Below are 19,372 nucleotides of genomic sequence, written 5' to 3' on the forward strand. Positions count from 1 at the left end.
AACATTCAGAAACGGGTAGAGAAACGATATCCCGTGCCGCGAACCGTTTGCACCATCCGATCATGGCCGCTATGTTCCAGCGCTTTACGCAGACGACGAATATGCACGTCCACCGTTCGGTCTTCTACATAGACGTTAGTTCCCCAGACATGATTCAGCAACTGTTCGCGGCTATAGACCCGTTCCGGATGTGTCATGAAGAAGTGTAATAATTTAAACTCCGTTGGCCCCATCTCCAGCGGATTTTCGCCGGTCATCACGCGATGTGAAGACGGATCGAGGCTCAGCCCCTGCATCTCAATCACCTCTTCCACCGCCATCGGCGAAATGCGTCGCATCACGGCCTTAATCCGCGCCACCAGCTCTTTCGGTGAGAATGGTTTGGTAATGTAATCATCCGCTCCGGTTTCCAGCCCGCGGACGCGATCTTCCTCTTCGCCACGTGCGGTCAGCATCACCACCGGAATATCGCGGGTCATCGCTTCACGCTTAAGTTGTTTAATAAACTGCAGACCTGACCCACCCGGCAGCATCCAGTCAAGGAGGATCAAATCAGGCCAGGGTTCATTGAGTTGATTAACCGCGCTGTCAAAATCTTCCGCCTCAACCGGCTGAAAGCCGTTTTGCTCCAGCACAAAGCAGACCATTTCACGGATTGGAGCTTCATCTTCAACGACCAGAATTCTTCTCGCCATTATTTACCCTGTATTTTTTAGCCATCAGTATAGAAGTGCGCGGCCATTATGCGTCAGATTTATGACAGATTTATGAAAAATGACGGACTGATGAACACGGATTTTGAATTATGACACGGACTTAACTCACCGCAGAGCGGTGTTATCCGGGGTGCTTAAAGGCGGCACGGAAGCGGGTCTCTGGCGCACAGGTAACGATGTCACCGGGGCGAGCGTAGCCAACACATAAGCAACCAGGAGTATGACAGGTATATAATACCGCTTACGTTTTTTCGCTAAGGGACCACTATGCGCATCCTTCACACGTCAGACTGGCATCTGGGCCAGAATTTTTACAGCAAAAGTCGCGCCGCTGAGCACCAGGCATTTCTCGACTGGCTGCTGTCCCGCGCACAGGAGCATGACGTTGATGCGATTATTGTCGCTGGCGATATTTTTGATACCGGCTCTCCGCCAAGCTACGCGCGCGAGCTGTATAACCGTTTTGTCGTTCAGCTACAGCAAACCGGCTGCCAGCTGGTGGTGCTGGCAGGAAACCACGATTCAGTGGCGACGCTTAATGAATCGCGGGACATTCTCGCCTTCCTGAAAACCACGGTGGTGGCCAACGCGGGTCACGCTCCCTTTATTTTGCCGCGGCGCGACGGTTCACCGGGGGCCATTTTTTGCCCGGTGCCCTTCCTGCGACCGCGTGAACTGGTGACCAGCCAGGCCGGACACTCCAGCGGCGAAAAGCAGCAGCAGCTTCTCAACGCCATCAGCGACTACTACCAGCAGCAATACCAGCAGGCCTGCGCCCTGCGCGGCGACCAACAACTGCCGATTATTGCCAGCGGCCATTTAACCACCGTCGGCGCCAGCAAAAGCGATGCAGTTCGCGAAATCTATATCGGTACTCTCGATGCTTTCCCGGCAAGCCACTTCCCTCCTGCCGATTATATCGCGCTCGGCCATATACACCGGGCGCAGATCGTCGGCGGCTGCGAGCATATTCGCTATAGCGGCTCGCCCATCCCGCTGAGCTTTGATGAAACCGGAAAAAACAAAAGCGTCAATCTGGTGACCTTTCGTGACGGCCGCCTGGCGGAGGTCACGCCCCTTATCGTGCCCATCACCCAGCCGCTGGCGGTCTTAAAAGGCGATTTCGCCAGTATTGGCGAGCAGCTTAATCAATGGCAAAGCGACGATCGGTCACCTGCCGTATGGCTGGATATCGAAATCACCAGTGATGAATATTTACATGATATTCAAAGGAAAATTCAGGAAAAGACCGAAACGTTCCCGGTAGAAGTGCTGCTGGTGCGCCGCAGCCGCGCCCAGCGCGAGCGCATTCTGGCGGGAGAAAGACGGGAAACCCTCAACGAACTACGGGTCGAGGATGTCTTCGCCCGTCGTCTGGCGCTGGAAACCCTGGAAGAGGCGCAGCAGCAACGCCTGGAACACCTGTTTAATGCAACGCTGCATAGCCTGAACGGTGAGGACCGCCTGTGAAAATCCTGAGCTTACGCCTGAAAAATCTCAACTCGTTAAAAGGTGAATGGAAAATCGATTTCACCCGCGAGCCGTTCGCCAGCAACGGACTGTTCGCCATCACCGGGCCAACGGGTGCCGGGAAGACCACGCTGCTGGATGCCATCTGCCTCGCGCTGTATCACGAAACCCCGCGCCTGAGCAGCGTGTCGCAATCGCAAAACGATCTGATGACCCGCGATACCGCCGAGTGCCTGGCGGAAGTGGAATTCGAAGTTAAAGGTACCGCCTACCGCGCCTTCTGGAGCCAGAACCGGGCAAGAAACCAGCCGGACGGTAATCTGCAGGCCCCGCGCGTCGAACTGGCGCGCTGCGACGACGGCAAAATCCTCGCTGATAAAGTCAAAGATAAGCTGGAGATGACCGCCTCGCTCACCGGGCTGGACTACGGCCGCTTCACCCGTTCAATGCTGCTATCGCAGGGGCAATTCGCCGCCTTCCTCAACGCCAAACCCAAAGAGCGTGCCGAATTGTTGGAAGAGCTAACCGGCACCGAAATTTACGGCCAGATTTCCGCTCTGGTCTTTGAAAAACATAAGCTCGCTCGCGTTGAGCTGGAAAAAATACAGGCCCTGGCCTCCGGCGTCCTGTTGCTGAGCGATGAACAGCAGCAGTCACTCCAGAAAAGTTTGCAAGCGCTTACTGATGAAGAAAAACAGCAGATTAGCGAACAGACCCGTCTACAACATGCGTGTCAGTGGCTGGTGCGTCGCGACGAACTGACAGCGGAAGACCGAAAAGCGCAGGCCGCGCTGCGCGAGGCCCGACAGGCTCTCGAACAGGCCCAGCCGCAGTTGACTGCGCTACTCAATGCGCAGCCTGCGGAGCATTTACGCCCGCACTGGACGCGTCAGCAGGAACAAACCGCCGCGCTGGCGCAAATTCGCCGCCATAGAGAAGAAGTAAATGCTCGCTTACATGAGAAATTACGCTTACGGGCTGGCATTCGTCTCGCCGCGCAGCAACAGTCAGAACGCCTGCACGCTCTCCGGCAAACGCTATCCGCATGGCTGAAAGAGCACGAGCGCTATCAACAATGGGAAAATGCGCTGGCGGGCTGGCGGGCGGCGTTTCAACAACAATCACGTGACACCCAGCAGCAATCCGCATTACAACAGCGTCTGGAGGAAGCCAGCCGCAAACTGGCCGAGCTACCGTCCGCCAGCCTGACGCTGGATGCCGAACAGGTCAGCGCGGGACTGTCTCTGCACGCCGCCGCCCGGCCGCTTCGCCAGCAACTCTCTGCTCTGCATAGCCAGTTGCAACCACTGGGCCAACGTCTGGAACAGCTCAATCGCGCCGGGCAGACCAGTAAGCAGGAGCAGACGCAACTGGAAGCCACGCTGGCCCGGCGTCGTCAGGCATATAAAGAAAAAAATCAGCAGTTCAGCGATGTCAAAGCCTTGTGTGAACTGGAAGCGCGTATCGCCAGTCTGGAGGCTGAACGTACCCGCCTGCAGCCCGGCTCGCCCTGCCCGCTCTGTGGCTCTGAACAACACCCGGCCATCGCCGCATATCAGGCGCTGGCTCCTGACGTTAATCAGGCGCGGCGCGATGCGCTTGAGCGTGAAGTCAAACAACTGGCGGAAGCTGGCGCGCTGGTACGTGGCGAGCTGGATGCGTTGCTTAAGCAGCAGCAAAAAGAAGCCGCCGAGAAAGCATCACTTCTTCAGCAGAAGCAAGCGCTTACATTACAGTGGCAAGAGACGATCGCTGGATTGAATATCAACCTGACGCCGCAGGACGATATTCCCGGCTGGCTAAATACGCAGCAAGAGCATGAACAGCGACTGTACCAGCATCAACAGCGTCTGGCCTGGCAGACCCGACAGCAGGAGAGCCAACAGCAGCTACAGCAGCTGCGGCAAGAACACGCGCAGCGTAGCGCCGCGCTGGAGAGTGAACTGGCCGCATTCGCCCTTAGCTTACCCGCCGCGGACCAGGCCGCGGGCTGGCTGGCGCAGCGGGAAGAAGAGAGCCGCAGCTGGCAAGCTAAACAGAACGAATTAACGGCCCTGCAGGAACAGATCCAACGGCTTTCGCCGCTGCTGGAGACCCTGCCGGAAACGGAGCAGCAGGCCGAGCCTGCGTCGATCGAGGGCTGGCGTCAGGTACACGATGACTGCCTGGCGCTCCAGAGCCAGTGGCAAACGCTGGGGCAGCAGGAAAACCAATTACAGGCCCAACTGACAGAGACCGAACAACAGTTCAGCGCCGCGCTGGCCGCCAGCCCGTTTGCCGATCGGCAGGCGTTTCTCGCCGCGCTGCTGGATGAAGAAACGCGCCAGCGGCTCGAAAACCTGAAGCAGACACGGGAAAGCTCGCTACAGCAGAATCAGGCGCTGGCGCTGCGGGCCCGCGCCGCGCTGGATAGCCATAGCCAGCAACCGCCGCAGGAAAGCGATAGTAGCCAGCCGCTTGAGCAGGTGCGGGAAAAGCTCCAGCTGTTGACATCGCAGTTGCGGGAAAACAGCGCTCGCCAGGGCGAAATTCGCCAGCAGTTGAAGCAGAATGCCGAAAATCAGCAGCGTCAACAGACGTTACGCCAGCAGATGGAGCACGCCGCGCAAGAAGTGGATGACTGGGCGTGGCTGAACTCACTTATCGGCTCCAAAGAGGGCGATAAGTTCCGTAAGTTTGCGCAAGGCCTGACGCTGGATAACCTGGTGTGGCTGGCCAACCATCAGCTCAACCGCCTGCATGGCCGTTATCTGCTACAGCGTAAGGCCAGTGAAGCGCTGGAACTGGAAGTGGTAGATACCTGGCAGGCGGACGCGGTACGCGATACGCGGACGCTTTCCGGCGGCGAGAGTTTTCTTGTCAGCCTCGCGCTGGCGCTGGCGCTGTCCGATCTGGTGAGCCATAAAACGCGGATCGATTCGCTGTTTCTTGATGAGGGCTTCGGTACGCTCGATAGCGAAACCCTTGATACCGCGCTGGATGCGCTGGACGCACTGAATGCCAGCGGCAAAATTATCGGCGTGATCAGCCATGTCGAGGCAATGAAAGAACGCATTCCGGTACAGATTAAGGTAAAGAAAATCAATGGGCTGGGCTATAGCCGTCTGGATAAGATCTTCGCGGTGGAGTGAGGCGCGGCTTCCCTGGTGCGCCCGCCCCATTTGGTGAGCCCGCAATCAATCAGCGGCGACCTGAGCGCTGAAAGTCATAATATCCAGAGGCGAAAACACAGCTCGCTTCTGAAATAACACGAGTTACACCGATTTACAGCGGCCACAGCCAGGCCGCTCCGCGCACGCCGCTGGAGTCACCGTGCGCCGCTTTGCGAATCGGCGTCTCGCATTCGCCGCCGAATACCCACGGTTTCAGCAAATTCGGCACCGTCTGATACAATCGGTCAACGTTGCTCATTCCCCCGCCCAGTACAATAACGTCCGGATCGAGGATATTCACGACGTGCGCCAGTGATTTCGCCAGCCGCATCTCATAGCGGCTCAGCGCCAGTTCCGCCAGCGGATCTCGCTCGCCGACGCGCTGCATAATCTCGCTCCCCTTCAGCGAATGACCGCTTAAGCGATGATAATCAGTAGTAAAACCAGTGCCGGAAATAAATGTTTCAATACAGCCCTGCTTGCCACAATAGCAGGGCACCTCTTCCCGATAGCGCAGTTCGTCGTCATCCATCCACGGCAGCGGATTATGCCCCCACTCGCCCGCCGTCCCGTTACCGCCAATATGCGCGCGACCGTTAAGCGCCACGCCAGAACCACAGCCGGTGCCAATAATCACCGCAAATACCGTTTGCGCCCCGGCCGCCGCGCCATCCACCGCTTCCGAAACCGCAAGGCAGTTCGCATCGTTCGCCAGCCGTATTTCCCGTCCCAGGCGCTGACTGAGGTCTTTATCAAACGGCTGACCGTTGAGCCAGGTCGAATTAGCATTTTTAACTACGCCCGTATAGGGCGAAATTGAACCAGGGATGCCGATACCGACCGTACCTTTCTGCCCGCTGGCCTGCTCAGCCATCTCCACCAGCGAGGCTATCGTCTCTATCGTCTGCCGATAATCCTCTCTCGGCGTCGGCAAACGGTGGCGAAATAACTGCTCCCCCTGGTCGCTTAGCGCGATGACTTCCGTTTTTGTTCCACCTAAATCAATCCCAATACGCACTGTTAGTTCCTCACCCCGATTAACAATGCAAGCATAGCGACAATTCGCTATCATGCCCGCTGGATTTAATAAAAAAGCCGTGGAAATTATCATGCTGTGGTTCAAAAATTTAATGGTTTACCGTCTCAGCCGCGACATTTCCCTGCGCGCGGAGGAGATGGAAAAACAGCTTGCCGGTCTGGCGTTTACTCCGTGCGGCAGCCAGGATATGGCCAAAACCGGTTGGGTACCGCCGATGGGTTCGCACAGCGATGCGCTGACGCATACCGCAAATGGCCAGATCGTTATCTGCGCGCGTAAAGAAGAGAAGATTCTGCCATCGCCGGTGATCAAACAAGCGCTGGAAGCGAAGATCCTCAAGCTGGAAGCTGAACAGGGCCGCAAGCTGAAGAAAACCGAAAAAGATTCGCTGAAAGATGAAGTGCTGCACGCCCTGCTGCCGCGCGCCTTCAGCCGCTTTAGCCAGACCATGATGTGGCTCGATACCGTCAACGGATTGATTATGGTGGACTGCGCCAGCGCTAAAAAAGCGGAAGACACGCTGGCGCTGCTGCGTAAAACCCTGGGCTCGCTGCCGGTTGTCCCTCTGGCTATGGAAACCCCGATCGAGCTGACGCTAACCGAGTGGGTACGTTCCGGGACCGTCGCTCAGGGCTTCCAGCTACTGGACGAAGCGGAGCTGAAAGCCATGCTGGAAGATGGCGGTGTGATCCGCGCGAAAAAGCAGGATCTGGTCAGCGACGAGATCGCCGTGCACATTGAAGCCGGTAAAGTCGTGACCAAACTGGCGCTCGACTGGCAGCAGCGTATTCAGTTCCTGATATGCGATGATGGTTCGATTAAACGTCTGAAGTTCTGCGATGAATTGCGCGATCAAAATGAAGATATCGACCGGGAAGATTTCGCTCAACGCTTTGATGCGGACTTTATTCTGATGACCGGCGAACTGGCAGCGTTGATTCAGAATCTGGTGGAAGGATTAGGCGGCGAAGCGCAGCGTTGATATTCTGAACTCCTTCCTGCACCGGCAGGAAGGAGCTCGGACTGCGTCCCGTAACAGATCATGGCACCGTTGTCGCGTCTAAAGCCCGTCATCTGCACTCACACGCTATTGCAAGGCGCAACCTGGCATTACAGATAGCGGCACAAATAAGATGTGGGCTCAGCCACCTGCAAATTAAACTCGCTATTTCCCGGAACGTTGAATACTTCACCGGCGGCGTACACTTTCCACTCAGTCTCGCCCGGAAGAAGCACGTTCAGCGCACCGCTAACCACGGTCATCTCTTCCGGCTGCCCGGTGCCAAAGGTATATTCCCCTTCCGCCATCACGCCAACGCTGGCGCGACCGGTGCTGCTGCTGGTGAAACCAATAGATTTTACTTTTCCGTCAAAGTATTCATTGCTTTGAAGCATAAACTCGCCCTTATGATCTTGTGTTGAAGGCACAATATAGGGGGCGCTCGTTACCCCTGTCACGTAAAATTAACGCACGACGGCAGGTTAAACTAATAGTTCTGCCGCCAACCGCGAAACCAGCACATTTGACAACAGAACCGGGATATCCAGCGCTTTTTGTAACACGTCGCGATGCTTCTGGTGATAGCAAAGACAATCCATCATCAGCACATCCGCCCCCTGCTCGATTAACTCCCTGCCCGCCGCCAGTAAGTCGTCGTCGCTACCGGTAACGGGATTCGCCAACGCATAGTAGGGCGTATTTTTTAACACCCGCCATTTCTCCCGCTGCAACGGCAAAATCTCTTCAACCGGAACAATCACGCCGACCTGATGCCCATCAACAATCGATGCAACGAGCGGCGGGATAATTCTTTGCGGCTCAAGCAGAATCGCATTATTCGCGGTAAAATCGCCGAATGGATGGGTACTCATCAATAAAATAAGATCATAATTTTGTTTGTCGAGCATGGCGATAATGCGACGTAAATCGCGCTCAACCTTGTGCCGGGAGACCGGTATGATTTGCTTATCGCTGAGCAAGATCAGCAGCGTCTCCTCACCAGCTTCAGCGCCATAGTCTTGAATAACCTCTTCGCGCGTCATTTTGCCTGACAGGCTAATGTGGACAATCTGCTCTTCCCTGATATGTTCGGTCAAAAGCGGCAACATCTCCACCACCGGTACCACCCCAATGGTCAAAATAGCCATCAATGCACTACTCATATCATGTACCTTTTACTGCCACTGTTTTAAAACGAGCTTCTATTTACGACTTCTGCCCCCTGTTGGCTGAAAATCAACCGTCAAGAAGCGTAGCAGGTTACAGCTAATATGGAATGTAAAGATTCCAGAAACATCAAAAACGCTCCTGAAAAAACCAGCATCAGATAATCATTAGTACCGCTGATAAATTAAAGATGTGATATATGCCCGGTAACGATCTTTTCAGAACATATCCCGGGCGTGAGGGGGAATTATGATTTGTCAGGATCTTCATAGCGCCGTTTAGCATCCAGCGCTTCCTGTTCAGTGGGGTGTTCACTGATGAGCGAGTTCGGGGCAGGATAGTCAGCACGCAGTTCATACCAGGTTACCGTTTGGCCCTGCGGACCTTTTTCGACCGTAACAATACGCGCTTCTCTTGGATAGGGGGGGCTGGTCGGCATAGCGCTTCCTTTTTTATCTCGTGGATCCTAAAGTATAGGCGTTGCCGATCCGTTGTCCGTAAGCAAATTCTTAACTGGTATAGCTCACACCGCACACTGTCGCCATAATCTGTTCAACCACCTCATCCGGCGTAGCGGTGGCATCAATAATATGGTGCGCAGCCGTACGATACAGGGCTTCCCGTTGCGCCAGTATTTCGCCGACTTCATCACGAACGGGTTTTCCGGTCAGCGTCGGACGTTGCTCCGCTTTCGGATAGGCTTCCAGACGCTCAATCAGCGTCGAAACCGAGGCTTCAAGATAGATCACCACACCATTTTCACGCATAAACTGACGATTGTACTCACTGAGAATAATGCCGCCGCCGGTCGCAATAATCGTCGCTGGCTGCGAGACTCTTTCTAAAGCCTGAGTTTCCAGCGCACGGAAGCGCTCCCAGCCTTCCTGCTGAACGATAGCCGCGACCGTGCGCTGCTCATGTTCCTGCAGCTCATGATCAGTATCCGCAAACTGGTAGTTACGCGCTCGCGCGAGGGCGTGACCAATCGTCGTTTTACCGCAGCCGCGAGGCCCGACAAGAAAAATTAGCTGTGTCATTACCGAAGACCCCTTGGTTCCGCCATTGTGGTGCGGATAAATGAAAGCGAAAAGAGAAGCAATAGTACCGCAAACTTACTCAACACCAACCGTAAAATAAACGTTACACACCATCAATAAAACCTTTCACCTTACTTTACGAAAGGATATTGAATGTAAACTTATCATTGCATGTGGTGTTATGCTAGCTTTACTTTTATGCGAAAGCTATTTTTTGTTCTCAGTCTGGCGTAAACAGTAACACATTTCCGCATAGCTTTACGTAGTAACATATTTACAACACCCGTGTTTCAGAGCGACTCTGACGCCAACCAATCAGTATGACAGAGGAATGTATCATGCAATCTGAAGAGCAACGCCTTATTGATGGACTGTTTTCCCGGCTGAAAGAGGCCGAGACCCGCAGCGCATCACGCGATGCCGACGCCGAGGAGCAGATTGCCCGGCACATCAAAGAGCAGCCTTTCGCCCCTTACTATATGGCGCAAACCATCCTGATTCAGGAAGCGGCAATTAAACAGCTCAATGCCCGTATCCAGGCGCTGGAAAACCAGGTGACGCAACTTCAGGCCGCGAAACCCAGCAGCGGCGGGTTCCTTTCCGGCCTGTTCGGCGGCGGTCAGTCCCGTGGTTCCGCCCCGATTCCCGGCGCAGAGCAGTATGCTCGCCCGCAGACGCCTCCCCAGCCGCAGTACGCCCCACAGGCGCAGCAGCAAAACTATGCGCCTCAGGCGACCCGCAGCGGCGGCGGTTTTATGGCCGGCGCGCTGCAAACAGCAGCCGGCGTCGCCGGCGGCGTGGTGCTGGGGAACATGTTGACTCATATGTTTAGCGGTTCACACCCGCAGGAGATCGTCAACATTATTGAAGAGCAACCGCAGCCGGACCTGAGCCAGCCGCAGGACAGCAATGTCGCGGACGATACGTTCCGCCAGGATGACGGCCAATTCCTTGCCGACAATAATGACTATGATTCCGACTTTGATGCCGGTTTTGGCAACGATGATTTCGGCAGCGGCGACGATGACAGCTGGGTTTAACCCTGCTGACGCCTGACGTCTGACAGCCACTTCTCCAGCGCGGCGGCAAATTGCTGGCGATCGCGCTGAGATAAACTATCCGGACCACCGGTCTGTACGCCGCTGGCACGCATAGTTTCCATGAAATCGCGCATCGTCAGGCGTTCGCGAATGGTCGCCTCGCTGTAACGTTCGCCGCGCGGATTTAACGCCGCGGCGCCTTTTGCCAGAACGTCGGCAGCCAGCGGGATATCCGCGGTAATCACCAGATCGCCTGCGGCGCATAACCGAACGATTTCGTTATCCGCCACATCGAAACCCTGCGCCACACGTAGAGTACGGATAAAACGCGAGGGCGGAACCCGTAGCGGCTGATTGGCCACCAGCGTCAGCGAGGTTTGTGTACGCTCGGCGGCGCGGAACAAAATATCTTTAATCACATTCGGACATGCATCCGCATCAACCCAAATAGCCATTACGGCTCCTGTCGACAAAAAAGAGAAGTCATATTGTCACCTGCTTTTACCTTTCGTGAAAGCGACAAGGTGATAAGCTATGTCTCTAACGATAAAACAAGTAAAGGGGATTGATGATGGAGAAAAAAATCGGCTTTATCGGCTGCGGCAACATGGGGAAGGCCATTCTGGGCGGCCTGATCGCCAGCGGACAGGTACAGCCGGGGCAAATCTGGGTCTATACCCCGTCGCCGGAAAAAGTGGCAGCCCTGCATGACCAGTACGGCATTAATGCGGCGCAAAGCGCACAGGAAGTCGCTCAGGTGGCAGATATCGTTTTCGGCGCTGTAAAGCCGGGGATTATGGTCAAAGTGCTTAGCGATGTGGCTTCCAGCCTGAATAAAGACTCGCTGGTCGTTTCGATTGCCGCTGGTGTGACTCTCGACCAACTGGCGCGCGCGCTGGGCCACGACCGTAAAATCGTCCGCGCAATGCCTAACACCCCTTCACTGGTGAACGCAGGGATGACATCCGTCACGCCAAATGCGCTGGTCAGCCCCGAAGAAACGGCTGATATCCTGACCATCTTCCGTTGCTTCGGCCAGGCGGAAATCATCGCTGAGCCAATGATTCACCCGGTAGTTGGCGTCAGCGGTTCCGCACCGGCTTACGTATTTATGTTTATCGAAGCGATGGCCGATGCCGCTGTGCTCGGTGGGATGCCACGCGCGCAGGCCTACAAATTCGCCGCGCAGGCGGTGATGGGTTCGGCCAAAATGGTGCTCGAAAGCGGCGAACATCCGGGTACGCTGAAAGATATGGTGTGCTCGCCTGGCGGTACCACGATTGAGGCCGTACGCGTACTGGAGGAGAAAGGTTTCCGCTCCGCCGTTATTGAAGCGATGGCGAAATGCATGGAGAAATCAGAGAAACTCAGTCGTTCCTGATTGATCCCCCGGTGCCGGTTGAAAGCGGGTGAGGTTCCCCACCCGTTTGTTGTTATTTTTTCAGGCAAGTGCCCATAAATTTGCTTCGATCATCCCCTTTCAAAGACTGCCGGGTCGCCTGACTGTTGCAGTCGCGCATTTTTTGCTGCTGCGGCGTCAGGGTTTTGCCGTCCTGGGTTGTTGCATTTTTCTTCAGGCAGTTGCTCATAAACGTTTTACGTTCATCCCCTTTCAGCGACTTTGAAGAGGCGGCTTTATTACAGGCGCTCATCTTCTGCTGCTGCGGTGTTAACGTTTTTTCCGCAGCGCTGGCCCCTGTCATAAATACCAGGCCCAAAAGTAGCGTCGCAAGCAAGTTTATTTTCATCGTACATCCTTCTTTGAGTGAATCTTTGTAATTCTGGTCGCTAATGGAAAAAAAACCAGTCGGCAACGAAAATTCGTCGCTGACAGCCAATGCCAGGGCAGAGGGACGAGCGAAACGTCCCCCTGTCCGTTCACAGACAATGAATACGAAGAATATCCTGGTATTCACAGTGAACGGAACAGGTCGCAGACCAAAATCTGAAGGAAATAAGGCACATGCCATTTTTGCCAAAACCACCTGAAAAGCGACATTCAGGCTGACAGGCATTCATCACCGGCAGCGGTCTATCACAGATTCAGCGCCGCTTTCATGGTGTAGAACAGATCGGTCTGGTCCGTTAACCCCACCACATTTGCCGCATATGGGCCGTAAGCAGCAATACGCAGTTGGGTTCCGGTATGCTCCATCGACGCCGCTTCTGAATTGCCGTAGCTTATCACCATCACCGAGCCGTCTTTCGTATTCAGCGCCTGAGTCAGGCCGGGAGCTTTCGTCTCCGCCGGGATAATCTGGCTGGAATGCGCATGATCGGCGGTAACGATAACCAGGGTATTACCGTCTTTTTGCGCAAACGCCAGCGCCTTCTGCACGGCTTCATCCAGATCAACGGTTTCCCCGATCTGACCACAGGGATTCGCCGCATGGTCCTGTTTATCAATCGAAGCGCCTTCCACCTGCAGGAAAAAACCTTTCTCATTGCCGCTCAGCAGATCGATGGCTTTTTCAGTCATCTGCGCCAGCGTCGGTACCGAAGCGTCACGTTTGGGATTTGGGGTACAGGTTACCGCCGCCTGCTCGATATTACCGTGATAAGACGCTTTCGGACCTTGCCAGCGTACCGGCATATTGCCCTGGGAGAAGAGTCCCAACAACGGTTTGTCCTGATTTGCCTGGCTAACGGTAGCCAGAGAACTGGCATCAGTGACAATTTGATAGCCGCGTGCAACAGCCTGATCGTGCAGAGTTTTCCCCTGCCACTCGCCAGCCGTGGCGATTTCAGCGAAGGTTTTCGCCCCGCCGCCAAGCGTCACATCGGCTCGGGCATTCAACAGTTGTTCGGTAATGGAGCCTTTACCGCCCTTTTCCAGCGCATTGCTGGCACATTTTTCACGGGTTACGCTCGGACCATAGCATTTACGTGAAGTGACGTGCGCCACCAACGCGGCTGGCGTCGCATCCTGCAGTTCCGCCGTTGAGACGTTACCGGTCGCTAACCCCGCCGCTTTAGCCAGCTCAAGAATGGTTTGATGAGATTTTTCATGAATGTCGACGCCCAGCGCGCCATTATAGCTTTTCACACCGGTCGTCCACGCGGTCGCGGAGGCGGCTGAGTCCGTGACATAATTCGGCTTACCGGTTTTTTTGTCCAACGAATAATGGGTGTACTGACCAGTCAGCGGCAGCGCGTCAATACCTTTAAAAAAACCGCCGGCCCCTTCAGCATAATTACGCGCGGCGGTAATTTCAGCATCACCCATTCCATCGCCAATCAGCAAAATAATATTTTTAGCTGGCTTATTAATTAACGACGCTCGCAGGGCCTCCGTCCGATCGCTGCTTAAACGCCGCGCGCCGCCCGGCGTAGTAATATCACCCTGAGCGGCCCGACTTTCCAAAAGCGGCATCATTGTTGTTTCTGCGTGAATAACCGGGGCGCCCAACAGAGGTAGCAAAGCAATAAACAGGACACGTAATTTCACTTTTATCATCTCCATGTAATAAATACTTTAAAAAACAACACGAGGGAGACTGTATAAAAGCGATGTGACAGTAAAATGACAGCATCCATACCCTGTCACAACACTAGCTACGAGGATGCTGTAATAGCTTCTTTATATATTGCTGCAATAACTGGGCGTCGCGATCGTCCACCAGCGGACCAGGGCTGGCCTCTTCGATTGCCCGCTCGATATCATTGATTAACGCCTGCCGGCTGTCCTGCGACATATGACGCAGGAGCGATGTGACCACCACTTCCAGCGCTTCAACCTGAGCCGTCAATTCCTTTGACTCTTCTTCCTTTTGTGCCAGTTTCACCAGTAGTTCAGCAATGAGATTCTTCACAACGCGTTATCCTTATGCGAGGTCCGTTTTCTGCTAGTTATGTCATACATTAGCCATCGGTTGCCACAATTATTTTTAGAAAATGGCTTTCCGTATCAATCAAAAATAAACGAAACGTTTTTCTCATTACCTATTTAACCAGGAATTTACTTAACGGCAGGTTAATAACCATATTCAACACCATAAGAATAAAATGGAATATCAGCGTTAATCCATAGCTACAACGTATCACCATAATATATCTGATAGGCCAGATTAACGCGGTCTGCCGCGTCTTTACCGGCCAGCCGCGCAATAAGTATTTCACTCGCCGTTTTACCTATTTCATAACGTGGGGTAATGACGCTGGCTATTTTTTGTAGCCGCGCGCGGCCAATTTCCAGACCATGAAAACCGGCAATAGCCATGTTTTGCGGCACAGCGATTCCCTGGGCCTGGCACGCCAGCAACACACCAACGGCCAGATCGTCGTTGGTACAAAAAATCGCATCAATATCCGGTCGCGACTGCTGCATCTGCAGGAACATCTGTCGGCCAAGCGCAACTGAAGAGATCGTCCGCGGCGCCATGTGATACGCCTTCAGGCCATGCGCCGCCAGCGCCAGTTCGGTGCCGTGAAAACGGCTTAAATCCCGCGGATCGTCCATTGAACCAAAAAAGGCAATCGCCCGCTTGCCGCTTTCAAGGAAAGCGTTGGTCATGTCCCACGCCGCCTTTTCGTTATCGAAACCCACCTGAATATCCAGTTGCTGACCGCCGAAATCCATCAGTTCAGCAACAGGTATGCCGCTGGCACGCACGTACTGCACCATACGATCGCTATGCTGCTTACTGGTCAAAATCAGCCCATCAATATTGTAAGAGAGCAGATTGAGCACTTCACGCTCTTCGCGCTGTGGATCGTATTCGTAGTTGGCAATCAGCGTCTGGTAGTGATGCGCAGAAGTGACCGACTCGATTCCGGCCAGAACATCAGCAAAAATCTGGTTACGAAATGAAGGGATAAGCACGCCTATCGTTTTACTACGCGCGTTAAGCAGGATTTCCGGCGCCCGATTAGGGATATAGTTGTTCTCTTCCATGACCTTTGCAATCAGCTCACGGCTGCGCTGGGAAACCTGGCCGGGGTCGCGCAAATAACGGCTGACCGTCATTTTATTGAGTCCCGCCAGGTTAGCGATATCCTGTAATGTCATCCGGTTGTTTTTCATCAGGTTCTCTACGACATACGACTTATGCGTTCCCAGAGAACCTTATCACAGCAGCCAGGTTTTATGTTAACCCGTCACCTTTTTTGCCGTCACGGACGTTAAAGAAGGCGGGTTATTCGCACGAACGTTATACATCAACACCACAGAAGCCAGCAGCGCAATAGCCATGAAGGTATAAGAGACGCCGGGTCCGCCGGTAATACCGTTCAGATACCCCACCAGCCATGCGCCGAGGAAAGCGCCCAGCGCACCAAAGCTATTAATCAACCCCATCGATACACCTGAGACGTTACGCGGCAGCAGCTCGGGAATGAGCGCGAAGAATGGTCCATAAGGCGCATACATGCAGGCAGCGGCAATGACCAGCAACACATAAGAGAACCAGAATGCCTGGTTCCCCACTATCCACGAACCAAAAAACGCAATAGCGGCAATCAGTAATAATGGCCAGATAAACAGCTTACGGTTCTGGAACTTATCCGACAGCCAGGAGACCGTCAGCATCAGGCAGATCGCCGCAAGATACGGCACCGCCGCCAGCCAGCCTACCGCCACAATATCCATCTGCGCGGCGTTTTTCAGAATCGACGGCATCCACATCATGAAACCATACACCCCGATACTCCACAGCGCATGAACGGCGCAGAGCATAATCACATTGCGCGAGCGCAGCGCTTCACCATAGTTACGCACCGGCTTTATATTGCTCTGCTCGCTGTCCATTGCCTGCTGCAGGACCTGCTTTTCCCGATCGTTGAGCCAGGAAACGTCTGCGGGTTTATCGCGAACCAGAATCCACCAGCAAATCGCCCACAGTACCGCCGGAATACCCTCGATAATAAACATTTCGCGCCAGCCCCAGGCCTGAATCAGGTAGCCGGAAACAATGGACATCCACAGGACGGTCACCGGGTTGCCGAGGATCAGGAAAGTATTGGCTCTCGAACGCTCGGTTTTGGTAAACCAGTTGCTGATATAAATCAGCATCGCTGGCATTACCGCCGCCTCAACTATACCGAGAATAAAGCGAATCGCCATCAGCATCGGGATATTACTGACAAACCCGGTTGCCGCCGCGCAGAATCCCCATAATATCAGACTAAAGAAAATCATTTTCCGTACGCTGCGTTTTACTGCATATATCGCACCAGGCACCTGGAAAAAGAAATAGCCGAGAAAAAATAACGCGCCAATAAGTGAAGCGGTTCCTTTGGTAATACCTAAATCACTTTCAATTCCTGCCGCAGCGGCAAAACCATAATTTGCACGATCGAGATATGCCAGACTGTAGGTAATAAATATAATCGGCATTAAATACCACCAGCGGCGAGCTGGTAATTTCGAGAGCATTTGCATAAGCAATCCTCATATTATGAATAACATCACAGGGGGTTAATTCATTCTGCAGACCCACTCGCCGAGCCAGGGCTTCCGCAACCAACGAGCAGGCAATCTGCAGTGTGCCGGAGATCAGACGGCGGCGAGCATCCCGCCATCCACAAACAGCAGATGACCGTTAACGAAGTTTGCCGCTGGGGAAGCCAGATAGACCGCAGCGCCAATTAACTCTTCCGGTTTTCCCCAGCGCGCCGCTGGAGTCCGCTGATACAACCAGGCGGAAAACGCTTCGTCATTCACCAGAGCGGAAGTCATCTCGGTGGCGAAATATCCCGGTGCAATACCATTAACCTGAATATTATATTCCGCTAATTCAACGCACATTCCGCGGGTCAGCATTTTTACCGCCCCTTTCGACGCGGCATAAGGAGTAATTGTTTTACGTCCCAGTTCACTCTGCATCGAACAAATATTAATTATTTTCCCTGCCCGGCGCGGGATCATATATTTAGCCACCTGCTGCGAAACAAGAAAAACGCCCTTTTGGTTAACTTCAATAACCCGATCCCACTCCTCTTCAGGAAATTCGGTAAAAGGGAATCGACGCTGGATACCGGCATTATTAATTAAAATATCAATTGCTCCGACTTCCTCTTCAATACGGGCAATCGCCTGCTCAACTTCCGCCGCCTGAGTGACATCAAATGCATACCCTACGGCGCGATGGCCCTCGGCAACCAGCACCTGCGCAGCCTGGTCGGCCCGCGCCTGAGTACGGTCATTGATAATGATTTCAGCGCCATACTCTGCAAGTCCACCAGCCAGCAGATTCCCGATCCCCTGGGCAGAACCGGTGATCAGCGCGCGCCTGCCTGACAAATCAAATAAATTTTTCATACAACCTCTTTTTAAATAACTGTTACGCGTAACTGTATACGCGTAACAGTTAATATTGGAAGAGGTCAGGAGATAAAAACGATCGTTTTGTGATCGGTAATACATTTAGAACCAAAGAGACCCAACAACCGGCATTTACCTTGTGAGGTCAATACCGGTTGAGACGAGAGAAAGGTGATTACGCAGCAGTACGGCGGCTACGACGCAACATGATCGCCAGTTGCCAGATATTAACAAGCACGATAATCGCAGTCGCGATAAACACCCAGCGGAAACCGGCCATCGCCGAAACCGAGGCGCCAATCAGTGGCCCCGCCACGTTGCCGAGATACATAAACGACTGGTTATAACCGAAAATTCGCCCGGTCACGCTGTCGCTACAGTACTTCAGCAGTAAAGTTTGTACCGCCGGCAGCATCGCGCCATCGGCAAAGCCGAGCAGAAAACGCAAAACGCCAAGCTGAAATGGCGTCGTGACAAACGACATGGCAAAGAACATCACCACCGCGCAGCACAGCGTGGCCAGCAGAATCCGCGAGGTGCCAATCCGATCGCCGAGTTTCCCCAGACGAGGCGCTGAAATCAGCGCAGAAACCCCCGGCACGGCGGCAATCAGTCCGGCGAGGAAAGCGATATTATTGCTATCCGGCACCATGGATTTAATAAACAGCGCAAGAATCGGGCCGATGGAACCGTTACACAGTTGAATCACCAGGGTGGTGAAAAAGAGGCTGATCACCAGCCCAGGATAAGTTAGCGAAGCAAACACCGCTTTACCGCTCAGCCGCTCCGCTTTGCTAACCTGCGGGCGGGTGCCCTCTTTAATCAGAAACAGCGTCACCAGGAAACTCACCGTCAGCAGGGCGGCGGTGATAATAAACACCACGCGCAAACCAACATGATCGGCGAGAAAACCACCCAGCAGCGGCCCGCCGATCACCCCGCAAATTTGCGCTGTCGAAAGCGTGCTCAATGCCCAGCCGCTGCGCTCCCGCGGAACCTGAGACGCCACCAGCGCCATCGCGTTAGGAATATAGCCGGAAGTCAGCCCCATCACCGCACGCAGGATAAACAACTGCCAGACATTGGTGGCAAAGGCCTGTAATAAAATGGCGATGGCCATACCCAGCGAAGCGCGCAGCAGCATCAGTTTGCGCCCCTTGCGATCCGCAAGGCTTCCCCACATCGGCGAGACAATCGCCGATACCAGGAACGTCACGCTAAAGGTCAACCCTGACCACATGGATAACGCTTCGTGGGAAGTGATGCCCAGTTGGGAAATGTACAGCGGCAAAAAGGGGAGAATTTGGCTGATAGCCAGTCCGGTAAAAAAACAGCCAAACCAGACGGAGATAAGATTAACCTTCCAGGATTCCATAACTACACGTATTCATTAATTTTTCGGCAGTGAGCCACTAGCTTAGCAATTTCCTTTATCCGGCGAAGTACCCGCAATGCCCAGGCGATGAGTTTGGTGCTTTATGTTGCATAAT

At 54.0% G+C, this 19,372-nt stretch carries 19 protein-coding genes; 5 read left to right on the forward strand and 14 right to left on the reverse strand.

The window, feature by feature from the left end; translation table 11 throughout:
• Positions 1–5: 5 nt before the first annotated feature.
• The gene (gene phoB / locus FN037_RS06705; RefSeq protein ID WP_138358211.1) at positions 6–695 is read right to left on the reverse strand and encodes a phosphate response regulator transcription factor PhoB; all 690 of its coding nucleotides are present in this window, start codon (positions 693–695) and stop codon (positions 6–8) included.
• Positions 696–983: 288 nt separating this feature from the next.
• On the opposite strand from phoB, the gene sbcD reads away from it, so the two are divergent.
• Together sbcD and sbcC are read left to right on the forward strand one after the other, a co-directional pair.
• Entirely contained in the window at positions 984–2,186 is a 1,203-nt protein-coding gene (gene sbcD, locus FN037_RS06710) for an exonuclease subunit SbcD (protein ID WP_142501784.1), read from the forward strand.
• The gene (gene sbcC, locus FN037_RS06715; RefSeq protein WP_142501785.1) at positions 2,183–5,317 is read left to right on the forward strand and encodes an exonuclease subunit SbcC; all 3,135 of its coding nucleotides are present in this window, start codon (positions 2,183–2,185) and stop codon (positions 5,315–5,317) included. The genes sbcD and sbcC overlap by 4 nt, the downstream gene beginning before the upstream one ends.
• 133 nt (positions 5,318–5,450) lie before the next feature.
• Here sbcC and mak read toward each other — a convergent pair whose 3' ends face one another.
• Complete coding sequence (mak, locus tag FN037_RS06720) at positions 5,451–6,356, reverse strand: fructokinase (protein WP_171034788.1); 906 nt, start codon at positions 6,354–6,356, stop codon at positions 5,451–5,453.
• Positions 6,357–6,447: 91 nt separating this feature from the next.
• On the opposite strand from mak, the gene rdgC reads away from it, so the two are divergent.
• Positions 6,448–7,359: a recombination-associated protein RdgC gene (rdgC, locus tag FN037_RS06725; protein WP_142501786.1), complete on the forward strand. Its 912-nt coding sequence runs from the start codon at positions 6,448–6,450 to the stop codon at positions 7,357–7,359.
• A 128-nt stretch (positions 7,360–7,487) separates the two neighbouring features.
• On the opposite strand, the gene ppnP is transcribed toward rdgC, so the two are convergent.
• The 4 genes from ppnP to aroL all read right to left on the reverse strand — a co-directional run bounded on the left by ppnP (position 7,488) and on the right by aroL (position 9,581).
• Positions 7,488–7,772: a pyrimidine/purine nucleoside phosphorylase gene (ppnP, locus tag FN037_RS06730; protein ID WP_112214097.1), complete on the reverse strand. Its 285-nt coding sequence runs from the start codon at positions 7,770–7,772 to the stop codon at positions 7,488–7,490.
• 87 nt (positions 7,773–7,859) lie between these two features.
• On the reverse strand, positions 7,860–8,540 hold the full coding sequence (locus tag FN037_RS06735; RefSeq protein ID WP_171034789.1) for an AroM family protein: 681 nt from the start codon (positions 8,538–8,540) through the stop codon (positions 7,860–7,862).
• Positions 8,541–8,791: 251 nt separating this feature from the next.
• The gene (gene yaiA / locus FN037_RS06740; protein ID WP_142501787.1) at positions 8,792–8,983 is read right to left on the reverse strand and encodes a protein YaiA; all 192 of its coding nucleotides are present in this window, start codon (positions 8,981–8,983) and stop codon (positions 8,792–8,794) included.
• 70 nt (positions 8,984–9,053) lie between these two features.
• The gene (gene aroL, locus FN037_RS06745; RefSeq protein ID WP_138358225.1) at positions 9,054–9,581 is read right to left on the reverse strand and encodes a shikimate kinase AroL; all 528 of its coding nucleotides are present in this window, start codon (positions 9,579–9,581) and stop codon (positions 9,054–9,056) included.
• Between the two features lie 338 nt (positions 9,582–9,919).
• Here aroL and FN037_RS06750 point away from each other — a divergent pair, with 338 nt between their 5' ends.
• Positions 9,920–10,621: a DUF2076 domain-containing protein gene (locus FN037_RS06750; protein WP_138358228.1), complete on the forward strand. Its 702-nt coding sequence runs from the start codon at positions 9,920–9,922 to the stop codon at positions 10,619–10,621.
• On the opposite strand, the gene FN037_RS06755 is transcribed toward FN037_RS06750, so the two are convergent.
• Complete coding sequence (locus FN037_RS06755) at positions 10,618–11,076, reverse strand: YaiI/YqxD family protein (RefSeq protein ID WP_142501788.1); 459 nt, start codon at positions 11,074–11,076, stop codon at positions 10,618–10,620. The two genes, FN037_RS06750 and FN037_RS06755, sit on opposite strands and share 4 nt — an antisense overlap.
• 116 nt (positions 11,077–11,192) lie before the next feature.
• Between FN037_RS06755 and proC the strand changes: the two genes are divergently transcribed.
• Positions 11,193–12,002, forward strand: coding sequence for a pyrroline-5-carboxylate reductase (gene proC / locus FN037_RS06760; protein ID WP_138358327.1), 810 nt, complete (start codon positions 11,193–11,195; stop codon positions 12,000–12,002).
• A gap of 52 nt (positions 12,003–12,054) precedes the next feature.
• Here proC and FN037_RS06765 read toward each other — a convergent pair whose 3' ends face one another.
• From FN037_RS06765 to FN037_RS06795, 7 genes are all read right to left on the reverse strand, one after another.
• Positions 12,055–12,369: a PsiF family protein gene (locus tag FN037_RS06765; protein ID WP_138358329.1), complete on the reverse strand. Its 315-nt coding sequence runs from the start codon at positions 12,367–12,369 to the stop codon at positions 12,055–12,057.
• 287 nt (positions 12,370–12,656) lie between these two features.
• On the reverse strand, positions 12,657–14,084 hold the full coding sequence (gene phoA, locus FN037_RS06770) for an alkaline phosphatase (protein ID WP_185929223.1): 1,428 nt from the start codon (positions 14,082–14,084) through the stop codon (positions 12,657–12,659).
• 88 nt (positions 14,085–14,172) lie between these two features.
• Entirely contained in the window at positions 14,173–14,433 is a 261-nt protein-coding gene (gene iraP / locus FN037_RS06775) for an anti-adapter protein IraP (RefSeq protein ID WP_138358239.1), read from the reverse strand.
• Between the two features lie 218 nt (positions 14,434–14,651).
• Positions 14,652–15,644, reverse strand: coding sequence for a substrate-binding domain-containing protein (locus FN037_RS06780; RefSeq protein WP_138358241.1), 993 nt, complete (start codon positions 15,642–15,644; stop codon positions 14,652–14,654).
• A gap of 66 nt (positions 15,645–15,710) precedes the next feature.
• The gene (locus tag FN037_RS06785) at positions 15,711–17,000 is read right to left on the reverse strand and encodes an MFS transporter (protein ID WP_142501790.1); all 1,290 of its coding nucleotides are present in this window, start codon (positions 16,998–17,000) and stop codon (positions 15,711–15,713) included.
• A gap of 114 nt (positions 17,001–17,114) precedes the next feature.
• Positions 17,115–17,879: a gluconate 5-dehydrogenase gene (idnO, locus tag FN037_RS06790; protein ID WP_138358245.1), complete on the reverse strand. Its 765-nt coding sequence runs from the start codon at positions 17,877–17,879 to the stop codon at positions 17,115–17,117.
• A 178-nt stretch (positions 17,880–18,057) separates the two neighbouring features.
• The gene (locus FN037_RS06795) at positions 18,058–19,257 is read right to left on the reverse strand and encodes a multidrug efflux MFS transporter (protein ID WP_138358247.1); all 1,200 of its coding nucleotides are present in this window, start codon (positions 19,255–19,257) and stop codon (positions 18,058–18,060) included.
• Positions 19,258–19,372 lie beyond the last annotated feature (115 nt).

Source organism: Klebsiella sp. 2680, from assembly GCF_900198535.1.
GTDB lineage: Bacteria > Pseudomonadota > Gammaproteobacteria > Enterobacterales > Enterobacteriaceae > Klebsiella > Klebsiella indica.

Coding starts and splice junctions, on each gene's coding strand:
- phoB (WP_138358211.1), bottom strand. CDS start 695: ATGGCGAGAAGAATTCTGGTCGTTGAAGATGAAGCTCCAATCCGTGAA.
- sbcD (WP_142501784.1), top strand. CDS start 984: ATGCGCATCCTTCACACGTCAGACTGGCATCTGGGCCAGAATTTTTAC.
- rdgC (WP_142501786.1), top strand. CDS start 6,448: ATGCTGTGGTTCAAAAATTTAATGGTTTACCGTCTCAGCCGCGACATT.
- ppnP (WP_112214097.1), bottom strand. CDS start 7,772: ATGCTTCAAAGCAATGAATACTTTGACGGAAAAGTAAAATCTATTGGT.
- FN037_RS06735 (WP_171034789.1), bottom strand. CDS start 8,540: ATGAGTAGTGCATTGATGGCTATTTTGACCATTGGGGTGGTACCGGTG.
- yaiA (WP_142501787.1), bottom strand. CDS start 8,983: ATGCCGACCAGCCCCCCCTATCCAAGAGAAGCGCGTATTGTTACGGTC.
- aroL (WP_138358225.1), bottom strand. CDS start 9,581: ATGACACAGCTAATTTTTCTTGTCGGGCCTCGCGGCTGCGGTAAAACG.
- FN037_RS06750 (WP_138358228.1), top strand. CDS start 9,920: ATGCAATCTGAAGAGCAACGCCTTATTGATGGACTGTTTTCCCGGCTG.
- FN037_RS06755 (WP_142501788.1), bottom strand. CDS start 11,076: ATGGCTATTTGGGTTGATGCGGATGCATGTCCGAATGTGATTAAAGAT.
- proC (WP_138358327.1), top strand. CDS start 11,193: ATGGAGAAAAAAATCGGCTTTATCGGCTGCGGCAACATGGGGAAGGCC.
- FN037_RS06765 (WP_138358329.1), bottom strand. CDS start 12,369: ATGAAAATAAACTTGCTTGCGACGCTACTTTTGGGCCTGGTATTTATG.
- phoA (WP_185929223.1), bottom strand. CDS start 14,084: ATGGAGATGATAAAAGTGAAATTACGTGTCCTGTTTATTGCTTTGCTA.
- FN037_RS06780 (WP_138358241.1), bottom strand. CDS start 15,644: ATGAAAAACAACCGGATGACATTACAGGATATCGCTAACCTGGCGGGA.
- FN037_RS06785 (WP_142501790.1), bottom strand. CDS start 17,000: ATGCAAATGCTCTCGAAATTACCAGCTCGCCGCTGGTGGTATTTAATG.
- idnO (WP_138358245.1), bottom strand. CDS start 17,879: ATGAAAAATTTATTTGATTTGTCAGGCAGGCGCGCGCTGATCACCGGT.
- FN037_RS06795 (WP_138358247.1), bottom strand. CDS start 19,257: ATGGAATCCTGGAAGGTTAATCTTATCTCCGTCTGGTTTGGCTGTTTT.